Genomic DNA, 24,046 nt, shown 5'->3' with positions numbered 1-24,046 from the left:
GAACGGTTGTTTCACAGCCAAAGTTTGGTTAATGATAGCCCCATGCACCAAGATAATTCTTACGCACCATTTTGGTGCCTCACCTTGGTGCACAACCATAACAATTCGCCTTCACGGCACAACATCACGCAATAACTCTTTGTTTTTATAGTAGTTGAAAACATGGCACGATTTTTTCATGGCACCAACTGCAATATAAAAAATGGGTAATCCGCAACCTGTACAGGAATTCCTCTCATGAAGTCGATTTTTAAAGTCTCCCTGGCCGCACTCTCTCTGGCCTTTGCCGTAAGTTCCCACGCAGCAGACAAACTGGTGGTCGCCACCGACACCGCTTTCGTTCCTTTTGAGTTCAAACAAGGCGACAAATACGTCGGCTTCGACATCGACCTGTGGGCCGCCGTCGCCAAAGAGCTGAAGCTGGACTACACCCTGAAGCCAATGGACTTCGGCGGCATCATTCCGGCGCTGCAGACCAAAAACGTCGATCTGGCGCTGGCCGGCATCACCATCACCGATGAGCGCAAGAAAGCCATCGACTTCTCCGACGGCTACTACAAGAGCGGCCTGCTGGTGATGGTCAACGCCGACAACAACAGCGTGAAAAGCATCGACGATCTGAACGGCAAAGTGGTGGCGGTGAAGAGCGGCACCGGCTCGGTGGATTACGCCAAGCAGCACATCAAAACCAAGGATCTGCGTCAGTTCCCTAACATCGACAACGCCTACATGGAGCTGGGCACCAAGCGCGCCGATGCGGTGCTGCACGACACGCCAAACATCCTGTACTTCATCAAGACGGCCGGCGCCGGCAAGTTCAAAACCGTAGGCGATTCGCTGGAAGCACAGCAGTATGGCATCGCCTTCCCTAAAGGCAGCGACGAGCTGCGCGAGAAGGTGAACGGCGCGCTGAAAACCCTGCGTGAGAACGGCACCTATAACGAGATCTACAAGAAGTGGTTCGGCACCGAACCTAAGTAAGCTGTGAATTTGGCAAGCTATTAACTTAAGCACAGGGGGCGCTTACCCCCCTGCGCTTCGTTGTATCTGATACCCACGTTCGGGATCACCGGGAGAAATATCATGCAGTTCGACTGGAGCGCCATCTGGCCCGCCATTCCTATCTTGTTAGAGGGCGCCAAAATGACCCTGTGGATTTCGGTCCTCGGTCTGATTGGCGGCCTGATCATCGGCCTCGTCGCCGGCTTTGCCCGCACCTACGGCGGTTGGATCGCCAACCACATCGCGTTGGTGTTTATCGAAGTGATCCGCGGCACGCCGATCGTGGTGCAGGTGATGTTCATCTACTTCGCCCTGCCGATGGCGTTCACCGATTTGCGCATCGATCCGTTCACCGCGGCGGTGGTGACCATCATGATCAACTCCGGCGCCTACATTGCGGAAATCACCCGCGGCGCGGTGCTGTCGATTCATAACGGTTTCCGCGAGGCCGGCCTGGCGCTCGGCCTGTCGCGCCGCGAAACCATCCGCTACGTCATTATGCCGCTGGCGCTGCGCCGCATGCTGCCGCCGCTGGGCAACCAGTGGATCATCAGTATCAAAGACACCTCGCTGTTCATCGTGATCGGCGTGGCGGAGCTGACCCGTCAGGGTCAGGAAATTATTGCCGGTAACTTCCGCGCGCTGGAAATCTGGAGCGCCGTGGCGGTTATCTATCTGATTATTACCCTGGTGCTGAGCTTCGTGCTGCGTCGTCTGGAAAGAAGGATGAAAATCCTGTGATTGAATTTAAAAACGTCTCCAAGCATTTTGGCCAAACCCAGGTGCTGCATAACATCGATTTGAAGATCGACAAAGGCGAAGTGGTGGTGATCATCGGGCCGTCCGGCTCCGGCAAATCCACCCTGCTGCGCTGCATCAACAAGCTGGAAGAGGTCACCAGCGGCGATCTGATCGTCGACGGCCTGAAAGCCAACGATCCGAAAGTGGACGATCGGTTGATCCGCCAGGAAGCCGGCATGGTGTTCCAGCAGTTCTACCTGTTCCCGCACCTGACGGCGCTGGAAAACGTCGCCTTCGGCCCGATCCGCGTGCGCGGCGCGAAGAAGTCCGATGCGGAAAAGCTGGCGCGCGAGCTGCTGGCCAAGGTCGGTCTGGCGGAGCGTGCCCACCACTATCCGTCCGAACTGTCGGGCGGGCAGCAGCAGCGCGTGGCGATTGCGCGCGCGCTGGCGGTGAAGCCGAAAATGATGCTGTTCGACGAGCCGACCTCCGCGCTCGATCCGGAATTGCGCCACGAAGTGCTGAAGGTGATGCAGGATCTGGCCGAGGAAGGCATGACGATGGTCATCGTCACCCACGAAGTCGGCTTTGCCGAAAAAGTGGCGTCGCGCCTGATCTTTATCGATAAGGGCCGGATTGCCGAAGACGGCAACCCGCACGACCTGATCAACCATCCGCCCAGCCCGCGTCTGCAGGAGTTCCTGCAGCACGTATCCTGATCCTGGCGGTTTCACGGCGGGCGCGCCACGCGCCCGCCGCTTTCATTCCGCACGCGTTCCCACGCCCCATCGCGTTTCCTTTCCTACTATATTCATTGTTTTTCATCGTATTGCTCTGACATCCGCCGATCACAGAACGCCAAAGAGAGGAACAATGCCGCCAAACGCAGACTCCCGACGAGGTTCTCATCTGCGAGAACACCTGCTTTTCCTGCTGCTGTTGCTGACCCTGAACGTCTTCGCACCACCGGCACTGGCGCAAAACGCGCCGCCCGCGCCCGCCGACAAGAGCGAGCAGCAGAAGGCCGCCTACGCCGCGCTGGCCGATCTGCTGCAAGACGACAAAACGCGCGCGGCACTCATCAACCACCTGAAACAGGCCGCCGGCGACGCCCCCGCCGCCGCCCCAACAACGCCGGAGGAATCAACGCCGGCCACGCTGAGCGACAGCCTGAACTCGCTGGCGCAGGAAGGCATCGGCACCTTTAACCAGAAGCTCGGCGCGCTGCAAAAGCTGATCGACTCCGGCCCGAAGCGCGTTTTCAATCCCGCCGGCTTTTTCCGCGCGCTGGGTTACTTTCTGCTGACGGTGACGGTCACCTTTGCGCTGTTCCACCTGATCCGGCGGCTGATCGCGCCGCTGTACAAACGCATGGGCAGCTGGGGGCACAACGCGCGGCTACAGCGCGGCCCGTGGTATAAGCGCCCCGCCGCCATTCTCGGCGCTTTCGCCGTCGATCTGCTGGTGCTGCTGCTGGCGCTGGCGGCGGGCAACCTGTTCGCCCGCCACGTCCACGCCGACAGCGCCACCATTCTGCGGCTGCAGACCCTGTTTCTCAGCGCCTTCGCGGTGATTGAGTTTTTCAAAGCGGTGCTGCGGCTGATTTTCGCCCCCAACTTCGACTACCTGCGCCCCTTCCCCTTCAGCGACCAGAGCGCGCGCTACTGGAACACGCGCCTCGCCTGGCTCAGCGGCCTGATCGGCTACGGCCTGATGGTGGTGGTGCCGGTGGTGGCGGTGCAGATCAGCTACCCGGCCGCCGCCGCCGTCAACCTGGTGGTGATGCTGGCGCTGACGCTGTACGCCATCTGGCTGATCCTGCACAACCGCAAGCCGATACAGCAACAGATCAACCTGCTGGCCGAACGGTCGATGGCGTTTTTCAGCGCGATCCTGCGCGGCCTGGGGCATATCTGGCATCTGCTGGCGATCGCCTATTTTCTGGTGTTGTTCGTGCTGTCCCAGTTCGACATCGGCAACAGCCTGCGCTTTATGATGAGCGCCACGGTGAAAAGCCTGCTGGTGGTCGGCGTCGGCGCTCTGCTGTCCGGCATGCTGACCCGCTGGATTTTCCGCCGCATTTCGCTGCCGACCGACGTTAATCTGCGCTATCCGATGCTCGAGCGGCGCATCAACTCCTACATCCCCAACGGGCTGAAGATACTGCGGGTGATGGTGGTGCTGGCAGTGACGCTGTTCCTACTCGATGCCTGGCACCTGATCAACCTGTACCAGTGGGCGGGCAGCGAAAATGGCCAGCGAACGCTCGGCGGGCTGGTGCATATCCTGCTGATCCTGCTGATCGCCGTCTTCAGCTGGACGCTGATGGCCAGCATCATCGAGCACCGCCTGGCGCTGGAACTGAGCAACGGCGTGCGGCCGAGCGCGCGCGAACGCACGCTGCTGACGCTGTTTCGCAACGTGCTGGCCATCGTTATCAGCACCATTACCGTGATGATCGTGCTGTCGCAGGTCGGGCTGAACATCGCGCCGCTGCTGGCGGGCGCCGGCGCGCTGGGGCTGGCCATCAGCTTCGGTGCCCAGACGCTGGTGAAAGACGTGATCACCGGCGTGTTCATCCAGTTCGAAAACGGCATGAACACCGGCGAATATGTCACCGTCAGCGGCATCACCGGCACCGTGGAGCGCATGACCATCCGCTCGATCGGCCTGCGCGACGACTACGGCGTCTACCACATCGTGCCGTACTCCTCGATCACCACGCTGGCCAACTATGCGCGCGAATTCGGGGTATACCGCGCCAACTACACCGTCAGCCGCGACGAGGACATCGATCGGGTCAATGAGGTGCTGCATCAGGCCGTCGCGGCGCTGAAGCAGGATGAACAGGTGAAGCATTTCCTGATTGGCGAGCCGGTCTTCAACGGCGTGGTGGCGCTGGGCGACCGCTCGTTCACCACCCGCGTAACGGTGCGCACGCAGGCGCTGAAACAATGGGTGGTGCAATACGCCCTCGATCGGCTGGTGAAAATCCATTTCGATCGGGCCGGCATCGGCATGCCGCAGCAGGCGATGCAGATCTCCCGCGCGCCGCAGCCGCAGGAAGAACAGGCGCCGCCCTCGGTCCCCGGCGGTTAGCGCCCGCAGGGCTGAGCGGCCAGAAAGGCCGCCACGTCCTGTCGGTAGGCGTCGTATTGCACCGAGCGCGGCGCAAACAGGCCAACCACGTTGATCAGCCACGGATGGCGGGCGAACAGCGGTTTGATCATCACATGATCGGCCTCGTCGATGCGCGTCACCGTCAGCAGCGAGGCCGGGATCGTTTGCCGATACACGCGCTCGGTTTCGTCCGCGTCCACGTTGACGTCGCGCCCGCCCAGGATCAGGTGCACCGGCGTGGTGAAATGCCGCAATTCCGCCGTCGCGTCGCTGGCCATGTTAGCGCGGATAAAGCGCCAGCGGTCGGCGCTCAATGCAGCGGCGGCGCCATACTCGCGGCGGTACTGCGCGTAGCCGTCCGGCTGTTCGAGCAGCGTCTGAATGTGGCGCCAATGCGCCTCGCGCGCCTGGATCAGCGCTTCATCATCCCCTGCCGCCGCCATCGCCGCCCGGGTGTTATAACGCCCTTGCCGCAGCCAGTTGATCGCCGGCGCCAGCGCCAGCGTGAAGGCGATGTCGGGGCGCAAACGCGCCACCGCCGGCATCACCCACCCCGCCTGGCTGGTGCCCCACAGCCCCACGCAGCGCGCATCGAAGCGCCCGTCCCGCCGGGCCCAGTCGATGATATCGGCGGTTTCCCGCGCGCGATCCGCCATGGTCTGATGCAGCCAGTTGCCGCCGGAGCCGCCAACGCCCGGCTTATCGAAGGATAAAACCGCGTAGCCCTGCTGCGCCATCGCCTCCCAAATGCCGTAATAGCCTTCGTCGCGGCTGGCGTTAGCCGGCCCATCACCGTGTACGAACACCACGACGCCGGGCTTGACCGGCGCATGCTGCGGCAACACCAGCGTGCCGGTCAGCCGGTTGCCGCCGGCGGTCACCGTGACCGGTTCAGTGACAAAACGAAAGTCGTTGACGTAAATGACCCAGCCGAGCGCCAGCAGGAGCAGCGCCACGCTGCACAATCCTATTTTGCGCACGTCGCCTCCCCGCAGCGTCTCTCCATCAACACCCAGTCGGCCTGGCCGAACAGCCATCCCAACGCAGCGTAATGCTCTTCTCGCCGCACCTGAAAACCGCAGCGCCGATACAGGCGCAGCGCATCCACGTTGCGCCGGCTGACGTGCAGGCTCAGGCGTCGGCCCGCGCCTTGCCCGGCAGCGTAGTCGTTCATCCACTGCAGCAGCCGCTTGCCCACCCCTTTGCCACGCTGACTCTCGGCCACCGCCAGGTAAGAGAGATACAGTTCATCGGCCGCCGGGGTGTGCCGCAACACCGCCATTTGCAGATACATGCGCCAAACGTTCAGCCAGCCATAGCGGCGGCACAGCCGCCAAATCGGCAAGGTGCGCGGACACCGCCCGGCGCTGTTCTCGCCAGCGGCCGCATTGAGGGCAAAGGCCGCCACCACCTGTTCATCCTGCTTCACCACAAAGCTGCGCTCCCGGCTACCGCCTTGCTTCCAACTCCATAGCCGATAGAACAAACGCCACTGAAGGCGGGCGCTCAGACGGCGCGCGCGCTGAAACTTGTCGCAGAACGCGGCGTAGATCAGCGCCGCCGTTTGCAGGCGGTCAGCATCGCGGTACGGCTCAATGTGCAGCATATCCACCTCGACTAGGGATGCCGGTAGAGCAGCTGTTCCAACAGCCGCACCGGCGTGGTCTCCTCCGGCGCAGGCGACGTAAAGATCGCCTGCCGCCAGGCCTGACTTTCGATCGCGTCCAGCACCAGCTGCGCGAGCGGCAACGGCGCTATCGCCGGTGCGATCTCACCGGTTTGCTGAGCCTCGGCGATAACCGTCGCCAGCGCCTCAATCAGCTGCCGCTGGTTGGCGCTGAACGGCTCGGCCAACGCCGGGTTGCGCGCCACCTCCGCCACGATCTCAGCCGACAGCTGCACATTGGCCGGCTCGGCGACAAAGGCGTGATAGGCGGTGAAAAAGGCCGACAGCGCCTGCTTCGGCCGCGTTCTGTCGGCCCGCAGCCCGGCGGCAAACTCGGCGAATACGCCGTTTTCCAGCAGCGCGATCTCGCCGATCAACGCTTCCTTGCCGGTAAAGTGGTTATAGAGGTTGCCGACGCTGACGCCCGCCGCCTGCGCGATATCCCGCATGCTGGTCTGGTGAAATCCCCTATGGGTAAAGCTGTGCAGCGCGGCCTCGACAATCTTTTCTCGGTTTCCCATCGGCAGCTCCCGAAACGGTGAAGGGGGCGCCTGGCGCCATCGAGTGAACATGAACGAACGTTCGTTCATATTTAAGGATAGCATAGGCCGGAAAAATTGAACCACGGCTCAACGGCGTGCGAATCGGCGGGAAGATAAAAACGCCGCCCCCGTTTTCGGCGGGCGGCGCGATGAAAAGTCAGTGCAGCGCGTCGCCCTGCTTCACCGACGTGAACGCCTGCATCAGCTTCACGACGTCGTGCATGCCGATGTTGACCTGGTTGATCACTTCCCCGGCGTCATGGGTCAGCGCCACGCCGCCGCCGGCCTGCTCTACGCAGGTTGCCATGCCGGCAATCGCCGCCGCCACGCCTTGCTGGATGGACTTGGTCATGCGTTCGATCTCGGTCGCCGCCTTGCGCGACTGTTCCGCCAGCGTGCGCACTTCGTTGGCCACCACCGCAAAACCGCGCCCGTGCTCGCCGGCGTGGGCGGCTTCGATCGAGGCGTTAATCGCCAGCAGGTTGGTTTGGGAGGCGATTTTACGAATGGCTTCGACGATGGTGCCGATCTGCTGAGAACACTTGCCCAGCTCGGTGACCACGTCCGAGGTTTCGCGCGCCGCCGCTTCGACCTGCTGCATGCCCTTCACCGCCTGCTGCACGATAATCGCGCCCTGCGCCGCCTGCCGGTCGGTATCGAGCGACAGATGATGCGCGTTGCGCACCATCTCTTCTTCATGCTGCTGCTGTTGCATCAGCCGGGTGATGTCCTGGGCAATCTTCACCACCTTCACCACCTGGCCTTCGTTGTCGAGGATCGGGTTGTAACTGGCCTCCAGCCATACCCGTTCGCCGCGCCGGTTGAGGCGCTCAAAACGCCCGGTGATGAACTCGCCGCGCGCCAGGCGCTGCCAATGCCGCCGATAATCGTCGGAATTGGCGAACTCCGGCGGGCACAGCACCGCATGCGACTGCCCGCACGCCTCTTCCAGCCGATAGCCCATCAGCGCCAGCATATTGTCGTTAGCGCTGACGATGGTGCCCTGCGGCGTGAAAGCGATCATCGCCATCGATCGATTCAGCGCCGCCAGCAGGCTGCGATGCTCCTGCGCCTGGGTCACTCGCTCGGTCACTTCGCTGGCGATCTTGACGATCTCCACCACCTTACCCTGTTTATTCAGCACCGGCGCATAGGTGCCTTGCAGCCACACCGCCTCCCCGTTTTTCGCGATGCGCTTTATGGTGTCCGTGATGGGTTGGCCCTTATTCAGCGTCTCCCAATGTTTGCGGTACAGCGGGCTGGCAACATAGTTCGGATCGCAGAAAATACGGTGATGCCGGCCTATCACGTCATCGCGTTGAAATCCCAGCGTGTTGAGGAAAAGATCGTTGGCGCGCAATACCGTGCCGTCGGGCGAGAATACGATCATCGGAACGGCGTGTTCTATCGCGCTCAGTTCGGCGCCTTTGTGGGTAGTTAACTGACTGAATCGTAACAGCATAAGGTGTAGTCCTTGTGGCAGATGATGGCGCTTTTCTTATTTTTGCCTGGCCACGTGCCGCGCCCACACGCAGACGTGCCATCGCGGAAGGAACGGGCAGCGCCGTTCCTTCTGGTTATTGCTCTTAACCGGATTAAATTTATTTATTCAGTAAAGTAATTATTCGAATTTAAATAAACCAACAGACTAAGATTTTTATTATTAATTCCGTATTGAGAATAACGTAAGTGATGAAAATTGAAAGGTAAAATGCGGGTTTTTGTCGGCGCCGGCAGGTCAACCGGCGCCGGAAGGATTAGCGCCAGCGTTCGGCTGCCCAGGCGGCCTGTTGCTCGGCGTCGTGGAAGGTCCAGGCGACAAAGCGGCTGATCTTCTGCCCTTGCGTCATCTCGATGGTGCGCACCTCGGCCGCGCCCGCCACGCTCAACGCATGGTAGATGGCCGGCAGCGTGGTGTTTTTCGAGATGAGCGAAGTGAACCACAGGCAGTTGTTGGCCTTGCCGACGCTCTCTTCCACCATCTTGCGCACGAAGGCTTCTTCGCCGCCTTCGCACCACAGTTCGTTGTTCTTGCCGCCGAAGTTTTGCACCGGCTTGTCGGCCACTTCCCCTTTGCCCAATTTATGCAGCTTGCGGCGGGTGCTGGCGCGCGCTTCCTGCTCGGAAGCGTGGAACGGCGGGTTGCACAGGGTGGCGTCAAATTTCTCGGCCGCGCCGATGATGCCGCTAAAAATCAGCTCAGGCTGTTTCTGCAACCGCAGACGCACGCTGTTACGCAGCGTCGGGTTCATCTCGACGATCATTTTGGCCGCGTTGAGCGACACCGAATCGATTTCAGACCCGGTGAAACGCCAGCCATATTCGCGCAGGCCGACGATCGGGTAAATGCAGTTGGCGCCGACGCCGACGTCGAGGATCGCCACGCCCTTGCCGCGCGGGATCTCGCCACCGTTGCTGGTCGCCAGCAGATCCGCCAGGTGGTGCAGATAATCGGCGCGGCCGGGGATCGGCGGGCACAGGTAGTCCGCCGGAATATCCCAGTGTTCGATGCCGTAAAAGTGCTGCAGCAACGCACGGTTGAGCATTTTCACCGCCGCCGGATCGGCGAAGTCCACCGACACATCGCCCCAGCCGTTCGGTTTTACGAACGGCGCCAACGCCGGGCAGCTGGCGATCAGCGCCGGGAAGTCATAGCGTGAACGATGACGGTTGCGCGGATGCAGGCCGCTTTTCTGCTGCGGGAAGGTTTTCTTTTTTTCCACCGTGACGGGCTCTCTTGAAGGTATTTCCGGCGCGTAAGATAACACATCCCGCCCGCAATGGCGCAGCGGCGGGAAACCCGGCACAATGAAAACCTCATCGATTGCCACAGGATCCCCCATGAGCCGTGAATCTCGTTATTATTATGAACCCGCCGCCGGCCACGGCCTGCCGCACGATCCGCTGAACGCCATCGTCGGCCCACGCCCCATCGGCTGGATCTCTTCCCGCAGCGCCGCCGGCTTGCGCAATCTGGCGCCCTACAGCTTTTTCAACTGCTTCAACTACCGTCCGCCGATCGTCGGTTTCGCCAGCACCGGCTGGAAAGACAGCGTGGCGAATATCGTGGAAACCGGCGAATTCGTCTGGAACCTGGCGACACGCCCGCTGGCGGAAGCGATGAACAACAGTTCCATCCCCCTGCCGCGCGGCGAGGATGAATTCGCCTTCGCCGGCGTCACGCCGCTGCCCGGGCGCCGGGTCAAAGCCGAGCGCGTGGCCGAAAGCCCGGTTAACTTCGAATGCCGGCTGACCCAGTGCATTCAGCTGCAAACCGCCGCCGGCGAACAGGTGGAAACCTGGCTGGTATTGGGCGAGGTGGTGGCGGTGCACCTCGATCCGGCGCTGCTGGACGAACACGGCGTCTACCAGACCGCCGCTGCCGAACCTATCCTGCGCGCCGGCGGCCCGACCGCCTACTATGGCATTTCCGAACAGCACCGTTTCGATCTGGCGCGCCCGACGCGCTGATCGTCTCCCCCGTTTAGGCAGAAGATGAACGGGGGAATAAATAATCAAAAAATCTGAACAAAACCATCAACACTCTCCGATTTCATCCCGCCTGTCACTGCGCAATAATCTTCTCATCGAAAGGCAAACCCCTTTCTCCCTAATTCACTTTGACAGGAATGACGAACATGAAAACCATCAAAAATTTTGCTGCCGCTATCGCCCTGGCCACCGTTTCTTTCACCACTTTCGCCGCTGAACACGTCAGCGCCCAGGATGCCGCCCAATTCGAAAAAGCCGGCGTGATCGTCGCCAGCGGCGCGACCGACCTGAGCAGCCTGAAGTCTCAACTGGCCGCCAAAGCCGATGCCGCAGGCGCCAAGGCCTTCACCATCACTTCCACCAGCGGTAACAACCTGATGCACGCCACCGCGGTTATCTACAAATAATCACCGCCCCAGACGCCAAAAAGCCCGCCGGATATCACCCCGGCGGGCTTTTTTATCTTCGCTTGCGTCAGCGCTGCATGGGCACGACAGCCGGTTTTTTGCCACCCGCTTTATCAGCAACCCACGCGTAAGCGAATCGGACAATGCTGCCGGAAACGGGTTTAAACCCCGTATTTAATGGGGTTTACAGGGGATATGTACACACATTTTTTTACCGTGCCATTGCTGGACTAACGGAAGAGGATGATTATCATATTACGCAGACTACAGATGCAGAGAGCGTTGTATGCAACATATCATTGAAGGTTTCCTCAGTTTCCAGAAAGAGATTTTCCCGCAGCGTAAGGAACTCTTTCGCAGCCTGGCCTCCAGCCAAAATCCCAAAGCGCTGTTTATTTCCTGTTCTGACAGCCGCCTGGTGCCGGAGCTGGTGACACAGCAAGAGCCTGGGCAACTGTTCGTTATTCGCAACGCCGGTAACATCGTCCCTTCCTTTGGCCCGGAGCCGGGTGGGGTTTCTGCGACTATCGAATACGCGGTAGTGGCGCTGGGCGTCACTGATATCGTGATTTGTGGCCACTCGAACTGTGGCGCCATGAAGGCTATCGCGTCCTGTCAGTGCCTCGATCCCATGCCTGCGGTAGCCCACTGGCTGCACTACGCGGATGCGGCCAAAGCGGTGGTCGAGAAGAAAACCTGGAATAGCGAAACAGACAAAGTTAACGCTATGGTGGAAGAGAACGTTATCGCCCAGCTAAATAATATCAAAACCCACCCTTCTGTGGCGGTGGGTCTGCGCAACAGCGGGCTGCGCCTGCACGGCTGGGTGTACGACATCGAAAGCGGCGAAATTCGTACGCTGGATAGAAACACCAAGAGCTTCGTTTCCCTGGCCGATAATCCCGACGTCTATTTCGAATAAAATAACGCCCAGATTTTATCATTAAATAAAATCCACGCTGCCGCGTGGATTTTTTTATTGTCAGCCTTAAACCAAACGCGCCTCTATCGCCGCGGCGAAATCGCGACACATCCGTTCGTCGCCGTCGGCGTTGTCCGCCAATACCGTCTCGCCGTCCACCACCCGAATATGCGCCTCCAAATCGAAATCCGCCGGCGGCTGCGGGCGCGCGGCGGCGGCGGCCATCGTCTGCTGCGCCTCGCGCCACGCCTGCGCCACCGTCTGGTTACAGGCCTGCGCCAGATAGTCCGGGTTGAACCCTTCGCCGGTCAGGCTGCGCAGCGTGTCATCATGGCTGACGCTGTTGCCCGGCAACCAGTAGTGTTGCGCCAGATCCGGGCCGATGGCCGGGTTGTCCGTCAGGTAACCGTCGCGCTGCAGGAAGAACTGGCGGGTTTGTTCCACCGCCATCATCGCCAGCAGATAACCCTGATAAGAGCAGGCGGACTCCAGCGACAGCAGGTGCGGGATCGCCAGCGTCGGGCGCGGGCTGCCGCTGATGCCGAGGATCTTCTGCTCGACCTCGCGCGCCAGCGCGGTGATGGCTTCCGGCGTGCGCTGCTCGTCATCCCACTGATACAGCGCCCACTCGAAGTACGGTACCAGCAGGATATGGCGTTCGTTGAACGCGCGCATCGGCTGGCGCGCCGCGATACCGGCTTCGATTAGCGCATCGGGCACCGCTTCGCCGGCGGCGTTTTTCGCATAGCGTTTCAACCAGTCGGCGTCGTCCAGCAGGCTGTCGCAGAACATCGACTGGGTTTCGGCATAGGCCATCGAGGTCGGCGGGAATTCCTGCGAGAAGCACGGCGCATTCTGGCGAATGTTGGCGAAATGCGCCGCGTGGCCGCCCTCGTGGAACAGCGTGTTGAGCCCGTAAGCGCCGCTGCCCACCTGCCCCGGCTGCGCCAGGCTGGTGAAGTTGATGCGCGCCGGCACCCATTCCCCCTGGCGCACAAACGGCGGCACCGGGCCGTGCATAAAGCCGTTCTCATACTTGCCTTTGCGCACCAGCAGATCGAGGTTCATCTCGGCGCCGCCAAAGCCGATGTGCAGGCGTTTGAAGCTGTCGACCCAGCGCTCCAGCGAACGAGAAAACGGGAAGTAAGGATCCAGTTGGCGGGTGACGTCGCCGGCGCTGGCAAAGCGCACGTTCCACGGCTCCAGCGCCTGGCTGCCCTTGTCGGCCGCCAGTTGCTGCAGGCTGCGCGCGTTGGCCTCGCGGGTTTCCCGCTCGAAGCGATCCAGAATGGCGAACAGCTGCTCCGGCGTCATGCGCTCGGTTTTGTTCACCTTGTAGTCGAAATAGTTGCGATAGCCCATCTGGCGCGCAAAGCGGTTGCGCAAGCTAATCAGTTCCGGCAGGCCGTTATGCAGCAGCCATTGCTCCAGATCGCGCAGCGCCTGCTGCGAGCTGCGGCGGTAGTCTTCGTTCGGGTTGGTCGCCTGGTTGGTCAACAGCTCGCCGAGCGAGGCCGCCACCCGCTGGCCTTCGGCGTTCAGATGCGTAACCTGATAGCCCTTGCGGCGCGCGTAGAGATCGGACTCGGCGTGGATGATCCGATCCAACAGCGCCTGCGCCTGCGGATCTTCAATGGCGTTGCAGTCGAAGAAACGCAGCCAACCTTGCAGGCCGTGGATCAGCGCCTCGCGCTGCGCCGTCTGCGGCAGCGTTTCCAATCCGGCCAGCAGATTGCGGATCTCCGCCAGCCGGCGCGGTTCGGCGATAAAGCGCTTATAGGCGCTTTCCGCGGCGGCAAAGCGCGCCGACACCTCTTCACCGCCGGTGCCCATGTAGTTTTGCCAGAACAGCTCTTCTTTGGCGCGGTGAACGTCGAGGTAATCCTGGTTCAATTGATTGAAGTAATCGAGAGCCTGTTGCATAACCGTCCTTCTCTGCCGATGAGGAAATATCCCAGTATAGTCGCGCTCAGGCCTGACGCAGGCGCTGCAGCCCCTGTACCAGCGTTTCGCTCTCGCCGGCGGCCACCAGGCAACAGGCGACCTGCCGCTGGATGGCCTGCGGGATCGCCACCTCGCCCGCCAGGCAGCGCTCGATCCAGCGCGCGGTGGTTTCCGCGTCTTTCGCCGCCGGCAACGTCGGCGTTTCATCCTGCAAGGTGCGCTCCAGCAACACGCGCTGTTCGCCGCCGGCAATGGCAATATAGTGAATCTGCGGGCAGCGCAGCGGGTTGGCGTAGGCTTCGCCTTCAGTGCCGTGCATCAACAGCCCGCGGGCGCCGATCTGGCGGAAAAACGACGCCACCCGGCCGACATACTCCGGGTGTGAGACGCTGGCGAGGCGCAGCGCATCCTGTTCGCCGAACGGCGTCGCCAGCTTGGCCAGCGTATGCGCGCTGTTGCGCACCCCCATGCGCCAACGCAGCCCGAGCTGCCGCGCCAGCGGCGCCGACAGCGTGGAAACCGGCATGAACACCGCCTCGCCGTTATCGAGACGCTGCTGGGCGTGAACGGCCTGTTCCGACCACGGCAGCCCCAGGGCGCGGAAAATCTCGGCGCTGGTCACGCGGGTGCTGTCGTCCAGCACGCCGTGCACCACCACCGGCAGGCCCACTTTCGCGAGCAGCAGCGCCAGCAGCGGCGTCAGGTTGGCCTGCTTGCGCGCGCCGTTGTAGCTCGGCAGCACCACCGGCAGCGGCCGCCCCTGCGGCGCCTGCAGCGGCAACACCTGCTGCTGCATCGCCTGGTAGAAGCCCAGCATCTCCTCTTCGGCTTCGCCCTTGATGCGCAGCGCGATCAGAATGCCGCCCAGCTCCAGCTCGGGGACCTCCCCGGCCAGCATCGCCTGATACAGCTCAAAGGCGGTCTGCCGATCCAGGTCGCGCGCATGGTTTTTGCCGCGGCCTATTTCTTTGATAATTTTGGTGTAATCCATCCGAAGGTTCCCCTTGCTCACTCTTCGGTTAGCATACCCTATCCGCGCCGCCGCTCAACCTCCTCCGCCAGCCGCCGCTGCGTTTCATCGCCGTCGCGCAGCCCGGCGATCACCCCATCGGCATCGTCGGCGCTGCGGTTTTGGCTCATCTTCCATTTGCCTTCGCGCCGGGTGACGGCGATCTCGATACCGACGATGCCTTTAAGCTGCGCGGCGATGTAGTTGGCCGGCGCGTCGTCGAGCCGCCAGGGCGCCGGGCGCCCTCCTTCCTGCTGCGCGGTCAGATCGATCAGCTGGCGCCGCAGCCAGGCCGGGTCGTCCGTCACCGTCGGTACGCCATACAGCTGCACCACGCTGTAATTCCAGGTCGGCACCACTTTGCCGGTCTGGCGCTTGCTCGGATACCAGCCGGGCGATACATAGCCCTCCAACCCCTGAAAAATCACCAGGCATTCCGCCGCGTGCTGCAGCCGCCGCCAGTGCTCGTTGGCGCGCGCCAGGTGCGCCCGCAGCCGGATCTGCCCCTGTTCGACATCGGCCAGAAACGGCAGCGGATCGGCCGTCAATCCCTGCTCACCGTGGCTGACCAGCAGCCCCAGCGGGTGGGCGCGCACCAGCGCCAGTTGGGCATCCAGATCGTCTTCGCGAAATGCGGCGGGTTGAAACATCAGTGTGGCTCCTTACGCTCTCTCATCATGACGACAGTAAAGCACCCGCCGGCGGCCTACTTAAGATCCGCTTTCTGACTATTTCGCGTGATCCGGTTTAACAAGATCAGGGCGACGCCCATCGCCAACAGATTAAATACCATGGCGCCGGCAAAGGCCTCGGCATAGCGCTCCGCCGCGCCGCCGTGCGCCAGCAGCGGCACGAAACCGACGCCGCTGACCACGATGCCCAGCGCGCCCCCCACCTGCTGCACGGTGGCAACCAGCCCCGCCGCCATGCCCGCCTGCCGCTCGTGCGCCAAACCGAGCACCAGATTCAGCAGCGGCGTCATGCTCAGCGCCTGGCCGAATCCCAGCACCACCAACCCCGGCAGCAGCCGCAGCGGATGCGCCAGCGCCGCGCCCCACAGCGCCTGCGCCATCAGCAGCGCCAGCCCGGCGGCGTAAATCGCCACGCCCGCGCTCAACGCACGGTTGCCCCAACGCAGCGCCAGCCGGGGCGCCAACATCGACGCCAGCATAAAGGCCGCGCTGGCCGGGGCGAACAGGCTGCCCGCCTGAAAAGGCGTCAGCCCCGCCCCCGCCTGCAGCAGCAGCGCGAAACACAAGAAAAACGAGGAAGCGGTGGCATAAATCGCCAGCACCACCGCCATACCCGGCGCGAAGCCCGCCTGGCGGAACAGCGCCGGATCGAGCACCGCATCGTCGCCGCGCTGCGCCAGACGGCGCTCCCAACGCAGGAAGCCCCACAGCGTCAGCATTGCCAGCGCCAACATCGGCGCGATCCACCACGGCCAGCCGCGCGCCGGCCCTTCCAGCAGCGGCAGCAGCAACAGCGACAGGCCGGTCGCCGCCAGCCCCAGGCCAACGCCGTCCAGCCGCTGCGCCTGCGCCACCCGCGATTCGGGAATGCGCCGCGCCGCCCACAGCGCCAGCGCGCCGATCGGCAGATTAATCAGAAAGATCATGCGCCAGCCGCTGCCGAACAGGTTGGCCTCGATGATAAAACCACCGAGGATCTGGCCGAAGATCGCCGCCAGCCCCAGCGTCATGCCCAGCCAGGCGAAGGCGCGCCGCCGCTGTTGCGGCTCGTACAGCACCCGCATCAAGGCGTAAATTTGCGGAAACAGCAGCGCCGCCGCCGCCCCCTGCAGAATACGCGCGGCGATCAGCAGGCTGAGCGATCCCGCCAACCCGCACAGCAATGAAGTCAGCGTGAATCCCAGCATGCCGAGGCTGAACAGACGCCGACGTCCGAAGCGATCGCCCAGACGCCCGCCGGCGATCAACAGCACCCCGAACGCCAGTTCATAACCGGCGACGATCAACCCGACGCCGGCAAAATCGGCGGCGAATTCTCGCTGGATCACCGGCGCCGCCACGTTGACCACAAACAGATCGAACACCGTGACAAAACCGCCCAACAGCAGCACCGGCAGGCCGGCCAACCCTCGCCGTTCACGAGATAATGAATGTTCCATACCACCTCCAGAGATTATGATGGCCGCAGTATGAAACATGTTTTAAACTGTTACTATATAGCCACTTATACTATTACTGACAGCAACAGGACGGCCGCCATGCCCCCACGCACCCTCGAGCGCACTCGCCACGAACTGGCGGATTTTCTACGTCAAAAGCGAGAACAGCTGTCGCCACAGGCGGTCGGTTTGCCGAGCGGCAGCCGCCGCCGCACGCCGGGATTGCGGCGCGAGGAGGTCGCGGCGCTGGCCGGCGTCGGCCTTACCTGGTACACCTGGCTGGAACAAGGCAGGGAAATCAATGCGTCGGTGGCGTTTTTGGAAAACCTGGCGCGGGTGCTGCAGCTCGACGCCGCCGGCCGCTACCACCTGTTTTTATTGGCGCATCAGCGCCCGCCGGTGCCGGTCGGCCATCAGTGGTGCCAGGTCTCGCCGCTGGTGCGGCGGCTGCTGGACGATTTGGCGCTGCGGCCGGCCTACGTCATGAACCTGAGTTGGGACATCATCGCCTGGAACCCGGCGGCGCAGCGGCTGTTCGCCATCGCCGAACGCCCGCCGGAAGAGCGCAACATGTTGTGGATGCTGTTTGCCGATCCGCAGCTCAATGCGCGCCTGCTGGAGTGGCGGGCGCAGGCGCCGCAAATCCTGGCCAGCTTCCGCCGCGACTACGCTCGCGCGCCGGAGGATGAGGTGATGCGCCAACGGGTACAGGCGCTGGAGCGGGTGTCGCCGCAGTTCCGCCAGCTCTGGCGGCAGCACGACATTCACGGGCGCTGCCAGGGACGGCGCAGCTTCGCCATCCCGGAAATCGGCCCGGTCACCTTTGACCACGCCTCTTTCATCGTCGACGAAGAGAATCACCTGCGGCTGGTGATGTACAGCGCGCTGCCGGACGAACCGGCCAGCGCGGCGTTTGAAGCGCTGCTGCGCGAGGGTTAGCGGCGGCTGTCGAAAATGAGCTTGCAGGCCAGCCCGGCGAACACCCCGCTCAGCAGGTAGTTCGGCCAGCGGGCGCTGAAGCGGCGGCCGACAAAGCGGCTTTTCATGCCGCTGACCGCCAGGATCACCCCGCCGTTAATCAGCAAGCCCACCAGATTCAGCACCGTCGCCAGCGCCAGCATCTGCACCACCACCGAGCCTGAACGCGGATCGATAAACTGCGGAAACAGCGCCAGCACGAACAGCGCCATTTTCGGGTTGAGGATATTGGTGAACAGCCCCTGGCGGAAGATGCGCGCCGTCGGCACCGCCTGCAACCCGGCGGAAGCCTGCAAACTGCTGCCGGATCGCAGCGTTTTCCACGCCAGATAGAGCAGATAGGCGGCGCCCAGCATTCTCACCGCGTCGTAAGCCAGCGGCACCGCGACAAACAGTTGCGACAACCCCAGCGCCGCCGCCAGCGCGTGACAATACGTGCCGAGCTGAATGCCCGCCAGCGAAGCGAAACCGGCGCGCCGCCCCTGGCTGACGCTGCGCGAAGCGATCAGCAGCATATCCGGGCCGGGGGTCAGCGCCAGCGCCACGCAGGCACCGGAAAACAACAACAGCGTTGCGGCATCAATCATGAATCACCTGATAATAAGACGGACGGGAATGGAGCGTCCATCATAGCGGCGCCGACGTGGCTTGTCAGCGCCGCTCGCGTCAGATCACCCACAGATCGAGATACTCGTTGACCGGCATCTGCGCCAGCCGCTGCCGGTCCAGCGACACCTCGAGAATGCGCTGCTGCTGCAGAGCCGGGAACTGGCGCGCCAGGTTGGTTTTGAACTTCTCGACCAGCAGCGGGATGCCCTCTTCGCGCCGCCGCGCATGGCCGATAGGATACTCCACCGCCACCTCATCCAGACGGCTGCCGTCGGTAAACTCCACCGTCAGCGCATTGGCGATCGATCGTTTTTCCGGATCGTGATAATCGCGGGTGAAGGCGGGATCTTCATAGCAGCGGATCTTGCCGCGCAATGCATCGATGCGCGGATCCTCGGCTACCCGATCCTCGTAGTCCGCAGCCGTCAGCCGGCCGAACAGCAGCGGGATCGCCACCATATACTGAATGCAGTGATCGCGATCCGCCGGGTTATCCAGCGGCCCCTGCTTGTCGATAATACGCAAACAGGCCTCATGAGTGCGAATGCTCACCCTGGCGATGTCGGCGGCGGTTTTGCCGGCGGCCTGCATCTGACGATGCAGCGTCATGGCCGCCTCCACGGCGGTCTGGGCATGGAACTCCGCCGGGAACGAAATTTTAAACAGCACGTTCTCCATCACATACGCGCCGTACGGCCGCTGGAAGCGGAAAGGTTTGCCGTTGAAAGAGACGTCGTAGAACCCCCAGGTCGGCGCCGTCAGCGCCGAGGGATAGCCCATCTCGCCGGTGGCGGCCATCAGCGCCAGCCGCACCGCGCGCGCGGTCGCATCCCCCGCAGCCCAGGATTTGCGGGTGCCGGCGTTCGGCGCATGGCGATAGGTACGCAGCGACTGCCCGTCCACCCACGCCAGCGACACCGCATTCAGGATCTCCGCCCGGCTCAGGCCGAGCATCTGCGCCACCACCGCGGTGGACGCCACCTTCACCAGCAGCACGTGATCCAACCCCACCCGGTTAAAGGCATTTTCCAGCGCCAGGCAGCCCTGGATCTCATGCGCCTTGATCATGGCGATCAGCACCTGCCGCATGGTCAGCGGCGCTTTGCCCGCCGCCACCGCCTGGCGCGAGAGCCAGTCGGCCACCGCCAGGATCCCGCCCAGGTTGTCCGACGGGTGCCCCCACTCCGCCGCCAGCCAGGTATCGTTGAAGTCGAGCCAGCGAATCATGGCGCCGATATTGAACGCCGCCTGCACCGGATCCAGCTGGAAGCGGGTGCCCGGCACCCGGCTGCCGTTCAGCACCTCGGCGCCCGGCACCACCGGCCCCAGCAGTTTCTTGCAGGCCGGATAGCTCAGCGCCTCCAGCCCGCAGCCGAGGGTATCGAGCAGGCAATAGTGGGCGGTGCGGTACGCCGCCGGGGTATCGACGGCCTCTTTCATCACATAATCGACGATATCGACCATTTCGCGATCGAACGGCGGACGGCGGGTGTTGGCAGACTCAAGCATCATGATTCCCAAAGGCTCCATAGTGAAAACGACACGATAGCGATCGGCGCTCAGCGCTGATCCAGCGGTACGAACGCCCGCGCTTCCGGCCCGGTATAGTTGGCGGACGGGCGAATGATTTTGTTGTCCTGCCGTTGCTCGATGATGTGCGCCGACCAGCCGCTCACCCGCGCCATGACAAACAGCGGCGTGAACATTTCGGTGGGCACCCCCAGCTGGTGATAAGACACCGCCGAGAACCAGTCGAGGTTGGGGAACATCTTTTTGGTGTCGCGCATCACGCTTTCCAGCCGATCGGCGATGTCATACAGCTTCATCGCCCCCGCCTCCCGCGACAGGCGCAGCGCGATCTCTTTGATCACCTGATGGCGCGGATCGGAGACGGTGTACACCGGGTGCCCGAAGCCGATCACCACCTCTTTGTTGTCGATGCGGCGGCGAATGTCGGCCTCCGCTTCGTCCGGCGTTTCATAGCGTTGCTGGATCTCCAGCGACACCTCGTTGGCGCCGCCGTGCTTCGGCCCACGCAGCGCGCCAATGGCGCCGACGATCGCCGAATAGACGTCGGATCCGGTGCCGGCGATCACCCGGCCGGCGAAGGTCGAGGCGTTGAACTCATGCTCGGCGTACAGGATCAATGACGCGTGCATCGCCTGCTCCCAACTGGCGGAAGGCGCTTCGCCGTGCAGCAGGTGCAGGAAGTGGCCGCCGATGGAGTCGTCGTCGGTCTCCGGCTGAATGCGCTCGCCGTTGTGGCTGTAGTGATACCAATACAGCAGCATCGATCCCAGCGACGCCAGCAGCCGGTCGGCGATGTCGCGCGCGCCGGCCGCGCCGTGCTGCTCTTTTTCAGGCAGCGTGCAGCCAAGGGCCGAGACGCCGGTACGCATCACGTCCATCGGGTGAGACGCCGCAGGCAACGCCTCGAGCACCGTGCGCACGCTGGCGGGCAGGCCGCGCAGGGCTTTGAGACGGTGTTTGTAGGCCTGTAGCTCATCGCGGTTGGGCAACTTGCCGTGGATCAGCAGGTGGGCGACCTCTTCAAACTCGCAGTGGCGCGCGAGATCGAGAATGTCGTAACCGCGATAGTGCAGATCGTTGCCGCTGCGCCCTACGGAGCACAGCGCGGTATTCCCGGCGGGCACGCCGGATAACGCCACGGATTTTTTCGGCTTAACGCCAGTCGGGCTTTGCGGGGGGATCGCTTGGCTCATACCGTCCTCGTTTGGCTTGTGCGTGAATGGCGCCTATTCGTCGCGTTGGCGAGCGAACAGGGCGTCGAGTTTCTCTTCGAACAAATAGTAGTTGATGCTTTCGTACAGCTCGTTGCGGGTCTGCATGGTGTCGATGACGCTTTTCTGCGTGCCCTCCTCGCGCAAAGCGCGGTACACCCGCTCCGCCGCGCGGTTCATCGCCCGGAAGGCCGACAGCGGATACAGCGCCATATCCACCTGGGCGCTGCGCAGTTCGTCGGTGGTAAACAGCGGCGTCGCGCCGAATTCGGTGATATTGGCCAGGATCGGCACCTGCGTCGCTTCGGCGAAGCGGCGGTACATGCCCAGCTCGGTGATCGCTTCCGGAAACAGCATGTCGGCTCCGGCCGCCACGTAAGCCTGAGCGCGCTCGATGGCCGCCTCCAGCCCCTCCACCGCCAGCGCATCGGTGCGCGCCATGATCACGAAGTCTGGATCGCTGCGCGCATCCACCGCCGCCTTGATGCGATCCACCATCTCTCCGGTGGAAACGATGGCCTTATTGGGGCGATGGCCGCAGCGCTTGGCGCCGACCTGATCTTCGATATGCAGCGCCGCCGCCCCGGCCTTGCTCACCGATCGCACCGTGCGGGCGACGTTGAACGCCGAAGCGCCGAAACCGCTGTCCACATCCACCAGCAGCGGCAGCGGGCAAACGTCGGTGATGCGCCGAATATCGGTCAGCACATCGTCCAGGGTCGAAATGCCCAGATCCGGCAGCCCCAGCGAACCGGCCGCCACGCCGCCGCCGGAAAGGTAGATGGCCTGGAACCCGGCCCGCTGGGCCAGCAGCGCATGGTTGGCGTTGATCGCGCCGGCGATTTGCAGGGGTTTTTCTTTACTCAGGGCCTGACGAAAGGCGAGCCCGGGTGAGCGCAGCGTCATGACGTTTTCTCCGATTAGCCAGATGAAACAGACAGAGCAAGGGGCGGGCCAGGTTGTGCTTCGGTGAGGAAAAAATTAAACGCGATAAAAATAAGCGAGTTACAACATCTGCAGCGCCATTGGCCAGTCAAAGAGGTAAAAAACGTTTCAGCTAACGTTTCAATCGCTGTTTCACGCAGAAAATTTGAAACATAACTGAAACCGGGCTACACCTAATGCAGCCACTTCCATTCGGTAACCCACCATGAGCGATCACGTCACGCCGGACAAACCGGTGATCTGGACCGTCTCCATCACCCGCCTGTTCGATCTGTTCCGGGACATCAGCCTCGAGTTCGACCATCTGGCAACCATCATCCCGATCCGCCTCGGCTTTGAGGAGGCGGTGCAGCACATCCGCGCCCGCCTGGCTACCGAGCCTTGCGACGCCATCATCGCCGCCGGCTCCAACGGCGCCTACCTGAAAAGCCGCCTGTCGGTGCCGGTCATCCTGGTCAAGCCCGGCGGCTTCGACCTGCTGCAGGCGCTGAGCAAGGCGCGCAGAACCGCCGATCGGATCGGCGTCATCACCTATAAAACCCCTCTGCCCGCGCTGCTGGAGTTCCAGCAGACCTTCGATCTGCCGCTGGAGCAGTGCAGCTACGTCACCGAAGAGGACGCGCGCGGCCAGATCGCCGAGCTGAAAGCCGCCGGCATTCAGGCCGTGGTTGGAGCGGGCCTCATCAGCGAGTTGGCGGAAGAGGCCGGGCTCACCGCCATTTTTCTCTATTCCGCCGCCACCCTGCGCGCCGCCTTCAGCGATGCGCTGGACGTGACGCGCCTGATGCAGGGCGGCGGCAAACGCGGCGGCGATTACGCCGCGCGCAATACCCTGCAGCCGCGCTACGGGCTGGGCGATTTGCAGGGCAAGTCCCCGCAGATGGAGCAGACGCGGCGCACCATCATGCTGTACGCCCGCTCGCCGGCGGCGGTATTAATTGAAGGAGAAACCGGCACCGGCAAGGAGCTGGCGGCGCAGGCGATCCACCGGGAATACTTTTCCCGGCGCGGCGCGCCGGCCAGGGGCGCGACGCCGCCGTTCGTCGCCATCAACTGCGGCGCCATCGCCGAATCGCTGCTGGAGGCGGAGCTGTTCGGCTATGAGGAAGGCGCCTTTACCGGCTCACGGCGCGGCGGCCGACGCGGACTGCTGGAAACCGCCAACGGCGGCACTCTGTTTCTGGATGAGATCGGCGAAATGCCGCTGCACCTGCAAACCCGGCTGTTGCGCGCGCTGGAAGAGAAGGCCGTCACCCGGGTCGGCGGGCAGCAGCCGGTGGCGGTCAACTTTCGCGTCATCAGCGCCACCCACAACCACCTGGAGCAGGCGATTCAACGGGGCGGCTTTCGCGCCGATCTGTTCTACCGCCTGAGCGCCCTGCGGCTGCAGCTGCCGCCATTGCGGGCGCGCGGCGACGATATCGCGATGCTGGCGGAACACTTTCTGAAGCGGTCGCTGGCGGCGCTCGACGTGCCGCTGACGGAGCCGCTGCGCGCCGCCCTGGCCGGCTGTTACGCCGCGCTGAGTCATTACGCCTGGCCCGGCAACCTGCGCGAACTTCGCAACATGATGGAGCGGGTGGCGCTGATGCTAAGCACCGGCGCCGCGCCGAGCGGCGAGACGCTGCGCTGGCTGCTGCCGGAGCTGGCGGCGGCCACGCCGTCCGAGACGCCGCCAGCGCCCGTCTCCGCCCACGAAGCGCTGGCGCGATGCGGAGGCGACCACGCCGCCGCCGCCCGATTGCTCGGGATCAGCCGCACCACCTTATGGCGCCGGCTGAAAAAAACGAACTGAGC

22 protein-coding genes are annotated in these 24,046 nt (G+C 62.9%); 9 read left to right on the top strand and 13 right to left on the bottom strand.

The genetic code is table 11. From position 1 onward, the window contains the following. Positions 1-237: 237 nt before the first annotated feature. The 4 genes from glnH (at position 238) to ybiO (ending at position 4,842) form a co-directional block, all read left to right on the top strand. Positions 238-981 carry a glutamine ABC transporter substrate-binding protein GlnH gene (glnH, locus tag ACJ8IM_RS06800; RefSeq protein ID WP_004939223.1) on the top strand — a complete coding sequence of 248 codons (744 nt, stop codon included), beginning with the start codon at positions 238-240 and terminating at the stop codon, positions 979-981. A gap of 102 nt (positions 982-1,083) precedes the next feature. After that, a complete protein-coding gene (glnP, locus tag ACJ8IM_RS06795) occupies positions 1,084-1,743 on the top strand; it encodes a glutamine ABC transporter permease GlnP (RefSeq protein ID WP_004939229.1) in 660 nt (219 codons plus the stop codon). After that, the gene (glnQ, locus tag ACJ8IM_RS06790; protein ID WP_004939230.1) at positions 1,740-2,462 is read left to right on the top strand and encodes a glutamine ABC transporter ATP-binding protein GlnQ; all 723 of its coding nucleotides are present in this window, start codon (positions 1,740-1,742) and stop codon (positions 2,460-2,462) included. Before glnP ends, glnQ begins: the two co-directional genes overlap by 4 nt. Before the next feature lie 154 nt (positions 2,463-2,616). Further along, positions 2,617-4,842 (top strand): mechanosensitive channel protein, encoded by a 2,226-nt coding sequence (ybiO, locus tag ACJ8IM_RS06785; protein ID WP_033653400.1) that lies wholly within the window; start codon positions 2,617-2,619, stop codon positions 4,840-4,842. Here the strand turns inward: ybiO and ACJ8IM_RS06780 are convergent. The 5 genes from ACJ8IM_RS06780 to rlmF all read right to left on the bottom strand — a co-directional run bounded on the left by ACJ8IM_RS06780 (position 4,839) and on the right by rlmF (position 9,794). Further along, the gene (locus tag ACJ8IM_RS06780; RefSeq protein ID WP_033653401.1) at positions 4,839-5,843 is read right to left on the bottom strand and encodes an alpha/beta hydrolase family protein; all 1,005 of its coding nucleotides are present in this window, start codon (positions 5,841-5,843) and stop codon (positions 4,839-4,841) included. The two genes, ybiO and ACJ8IM_RS06780, sit on opposite strands and share 4 nt — an antisense overlap. Further along, positions 5,831-6,469, bottom strand: a complete 639-nt coding sequence (locus tag ACJ8IM_RS06775; protein ID WP_033653402.1) for a GNAT family N-acetyltransferase — start codon at positions 6,467-6,469, stop codon at positions 5,831-5,833. The genes ACJ8IM_RS06780 and ACJ8IM_RS06775 overlap by 13 nt, the downstream gene beginning before the upstream one ends. An 11-nt stretch (positions 6,470-6,480) precedes the next feature. Next, the gene (locus ACJ8IM_RS06770; protein ID WP_033653404.1) at positions 6,481-7,050 is read right to left on the bottom strand and encodes a TetR/AcrR family transcriptional regulator; all 570 of its coding nucleotides are present in this window, start codon (positions 7,048-7,050) and stop codon (positions 6,481-6,483) included. Between the two features lie 178 nt (positions 7,051-7,228). Next, a complete protein-coding gene (locus ACJ8IM_RS06765; RefSeq protein WP_033653405.1) occupies positions 7,229-8,533 on the bottom strand; it encodes a methyl-accepting chemotaxis protein in 1,305 nt (434 codons plus the stop codon). 295 nt (positions 8,534-8,828) lie between these two features. After that, positions 8,829-9,794: a 23S rRNA (adenine(1618)-N(6))-methyltransferase RlmF gene (gene rlmF, locus ACJ8IM_RS06760; protein ID WP_172448763.1), complete on the bottom strand. Its 966-nt coding sequence runs from the start codon at positions 9,792-9,794 to the stop codon at positions 8,829-8,831. A gap of 118 nt (positions 9,795-9,912) precedes the next feature. Here rlmF and ACJ8IM_RS06755 point away from each other — a divergent pair, with 118 nt between their 5' ends. The 3 genes from ACJ8IM_RS06755 (at position 9,913) to ACJ8IM_RS06745 (ending at position 11,892) form a co-directional block, all read left to right on the top strand. Continuing rightward, positions 9,913-10,542 (top strand): flavin reductase family protein, encoded by a 630-nt coding sequence (locus ACJ8IM_RS06755; protein WP_033646882.1) that lies wholly within the window; start codon positions 9,913-9,915, stop codon positions 10,540-10,542. Positions 10,543-10,709: 167 nt separating this feature from the next. After that, positions 10,710-10,970 (top strand): multiple stress resistance protein BhsA, encoded by a 261-nt coding sequence (bhsA, locus tag ACJ8IM_RS06750; protein ID WP_033653406.1) that lies wholly within the window; start codon positions 10,710-10,712, stop codon positions 10,968-10,970. A 286-nt stretch (positions 10,971-11,256) separates the two neighbouring features. Then, complete coding sequence (locus tag ACJ8IM_RS06745) at positions 11,257-11,892, top strand: carbonic anhydrase (protein WP_004939270.1); 636 nt, start codon at positions 11,257-11,259, stop codon at positions 11,890-11,892. Positions 11,893-11,958: 66 nt separating this feature from the next. Here the strand turns inward: ACJ8IM_RS06745 and ACJ8IM_RS06740 are convergent, their stop codons facing one another. The 4 genes from ACJ8IM_RS06740 to ACJ8IM_RS06725 are packed head-to-tail and all read right to left on the bottom strand — an operon-like array spanning position 11,959 to position 16,976. Next, positions 11,959-13,815, bottom strand: coding sequence for a M3 family metallopeptidase (locus tag ACJ8IM_RS06740; RefSeq protein ID WP_033653407.1), 1,857 nt, complete (start codon positions 13,813-13,815; stop codon positions 11,959-11,961). A 46-nt stretch (positions 13,816-13,861) separates the two neighbouring features. After that, positions 13,862-14,827 (bottom strand): DNA-binding protein YbiB, encoded by a 966-nt coding sequence (gene ybiB, locus ACJ8IM_RS06735; protein ID WP_033653408.1) that lies wholly within the window; start codon positions 14,825-14,827, stop codon positions 13,862-13,864. 38 nt (positions 14,828-14,865) lie between these two features. Next, positions 14,866-15,495 carry an FMN-binding negative transcriptional regulator gene (locus ACJ8IM_RS06730; RefSeq protein ID WP_033653409.1) on the bottom strand — a complete coding sequence of 210 codons (630 nt, stop codon included), beginning with the start codon at positions 15,493-15,495 and terminating at the stop codon, positions 14,866-14,868. A 56-nt stretch (positions 15,496-15,551) separates the two neighbouring features. Then, positions 15,552-16,976, bottom strand: coding sequence for an MFS transporter (locus tag ACJ8IM_RS06725; protein ID WP_033653410.1), 1,425 nt, complete (start codon positions 16,974-16,976; stop codon positions 15,552-15,554). Positions 16,977-17,075: 99 nt separating this feature from the next. Between ACJ8IM_RS06725 and ACJ8IM_RS06720 the strand changes: the two genes are divergently transcribed. Continuing rightward, positions 17,076-17,915, top strand: coding sequence for a helix-turn-helix transcriptional regulator (locus tag ACJ8IM_RS06720; protein WP_033637650.1), 840 nt, complete (start codon positions 17,076-17,078; stop codon positions 17,913-17,915). Here the strand turns inward: ACJ8IM_RS06720 and ACJ8IM_RS06715 are convergent. The 4 genes from ACJ8IM_RS06715 to prpB all read right to left on the bottom strand — a co-directional run bounded on the left by ACJ8IM_RS06715 (position 17,912) and on the right by prpB (position 22,210). Next, on the bottom strand, positions 17,912-18,541 hold the full coding sequence (locus tag ACJ8IM_RS06715) for a LysE family translocator (RefSeq protein WP_033653411.1): 630 nt from the start codon (positions 18,539-18,541) through the stop codon (positions 17,912-17,914). The two genes, ACJ8IM_RS06720 and ACJ8IM_RS06715, sit on opposite strands and share 4 nt — an antisense overlap. Before the next feature lie 79 nt (positions 18,542-18,620). Continuing rightward, positions 18,621-20,072 (bottom strand): bifunctional 2-methylcitrate dehydratase/aconitate hydratase, encoded by a 1,452-nt coding sequence (locus ACJ8IM_RS06710; protein WP_033653538.1) that lies wholly within the window; start codon positions 20,070-20,072, stop codon positions 18,621-18,623. Positions 20,073-20,122: 50 nt separating this feature from the next. Continuing rightward, on the bottom strand, positions 20,123-21,286 hold the full coding sequence (prpC, locus tag ACJ8IM_RS06705; protein WP_033646891.1) for a bifunctional 2-methylcitrate synthase/citrate synthase: 1,164 nt from the start codon (positions 21,284-21,286) through the stop codon (positions 20,123-20,125). A gap of 33 nt (positions 21,287-21,319) precedes the next feature. After that, on the bottom strand, positions 21,320-22,210 hold the full coding sequence (gene prpB / locus ACJ8IM_RS06700; protein WP_033646893.1) for a methylisocitrate lyase: 891 nt from the start codon (positions 22,208-22,210) through the stop codon (positions 21,320-21,322). A 244-nt stretch (positions 22,211-22,454) separates the two neighbouring features. On the opposite strand from prpB, the gene prpR reads away from it, so the two are divergent. After that, on the top strand, positions 22,455-24,044 hold the full coding sequence (prpR, locus tag ACJ8IM_RS06695) for a propionate catabolism operon regulatory protein PrpR (RefSeq protein WP_033653412.1): 1,590 nt from the start codon (positions 22,455-22,457) through the stop codon (positions 24,042-24,044). The last annotated feature ends 2 nt before the right edge of the window (positions 24,045-24,046 follow it).

Origin of the sequence: Serratia sp. CY33525, from assembly GCF_052169115.1 — a bacterium.
GTDB lineage: Bacteria > Pseudomonadota > Gammaproteobacteria > Enterobacterales > Enterobacteriaceae > Serratia > Serratia sarumanii.
The sequence above is the reverse complement of the archived record's forward strand: the minus strand, read 5'-3'. Positions and strand labels throughout refer to the sequence as shown.

Coding starts and splice junctions, on each gene's coding strand:
- glnH (WP_004939223.1), top strand. CDS start 238: ATGAAGTCGATTTTTAAAGTCTCCCTGGCCGCACTCTCTCTGGCCTTT.
- glnP (WP_004939229.1), top strand. CDS start 1,084: ATGCAGTTCGACTGGAGCGCCATCTGGCCCGCCATTCCTATCTTGTTA.
- ybiO (WP_033653400.1), top strand. CDS start 2,617: ATGCCGCCAAACGCAGACTCCCGACGAGGTTCTCATCTGCGAGAACAC.
- ACJ8IM_RS06775 (WP_033653402.1), bottom strand. CDS start 6,469: ATGCTGCACATTGAGCCGTACCGCGATGCTGACCGCCTGCAAACGGCG.
- ACJ8IM_RS06770 (WP_033653404.1), bottom strand. CDS start 7,050: ATGGGAAACCGAGAAAAGATTGTCGAGGCCGCGCTGCACAGCTTTACC.
- ACJ8IM_RS06765 (WP_033653405.1), bottom strand. CDS start 8,533: ATGCTGTTACGATTCAGTCAGTTAACTACCCACAAAGGCGCCGAACTG.
- ACJ8IM_RS06755 (WP_033646882.1), top strand. CDS start 9,913: ATGAGCCGTGAATCTCGTTATTATTATGAACCCGCCGCCGGCCACGGC.
- bhsA (WP_033653406.1), top strand. CDS start 10,710: ATGAAAACCATCAAAAATTTTGCTGCCGCTATCGCCCTGGCCACCGTT.
- ACJ8IM_RS06745 (WP_004939270.1), top strand. CDS start 11,257: ATGCAACATATCATTGAAGGTTTCCTCAGTTTCCAGAAAGAGATTTTC.
- ACJ8IM_RS06740 (WP_033653407.1), bottom strand. CDS start 13,815: ATGCAACAGGCTCTCGATTACTTCAATCAATTGAACCAGGATTACCTC.
- ybiB (WP_033653408.1), bottom strand. CDS start 14,827: ATGGATTACACCAAAATTATCAAAGAAATAGGCCGCGGCAAAAACCAT.
- ACJ8IM_RS06730 (WP_033653409.1), bottom strand. CDS start 15,495: ATGTTTCAACCCGCCGCATTTCGCGAAGACGATCTGGATGCCCAACTG.
- ACJ8IM_RS06725 (WP_033653410.1), bottom strand. CDS start 16,976: ATGGAACATTCATTATCTCGTGAACGGCGAGGGTTGGCCGGCCTGCCG.
- ACJ8IM_RS06720 (WP_033637650.1), top strand. CDS start 17,076: ATGCCCCCACGCACCCTCGAGCGCACTCGCCACGAACTGGCGGATTTT.
- ACJ8IM_RS06715 (WP_033653411.1), bottom strand. CDS start 18,541: ATGATTGATGCCGCAACGCTGTTGTTGTTTTCCGGTGCCTGCGTGGCG.
- ACJ8IM_RS06710 (WP_033653538.1), bottom strand. CDS start 20,072: ATGCTTGAGTCTGCCAACACCCGCCGTCCGCCGTTCGATCGCGAAATG.
- prpC (WP_033646891.1), bottom strand. CDS start 21,286: ATGAGCCAAGCGATCCCCCCGCAAAGCCCGACTGGCGTTAAGCCGAAA.
- prpB (WP_033646893.1), bottom strand. CDS start 22,210: ATGACGCTGCGCTCACCCGGGCTCGCCTTTCGTCAGGCCCTGAGTAAA.
- prpR (WP_033653412.1), top strand. CDS start 22,455: ATGAGCGATCACGTCACGCCGGACAAACCGGTGATCTGGACCGTCTCC.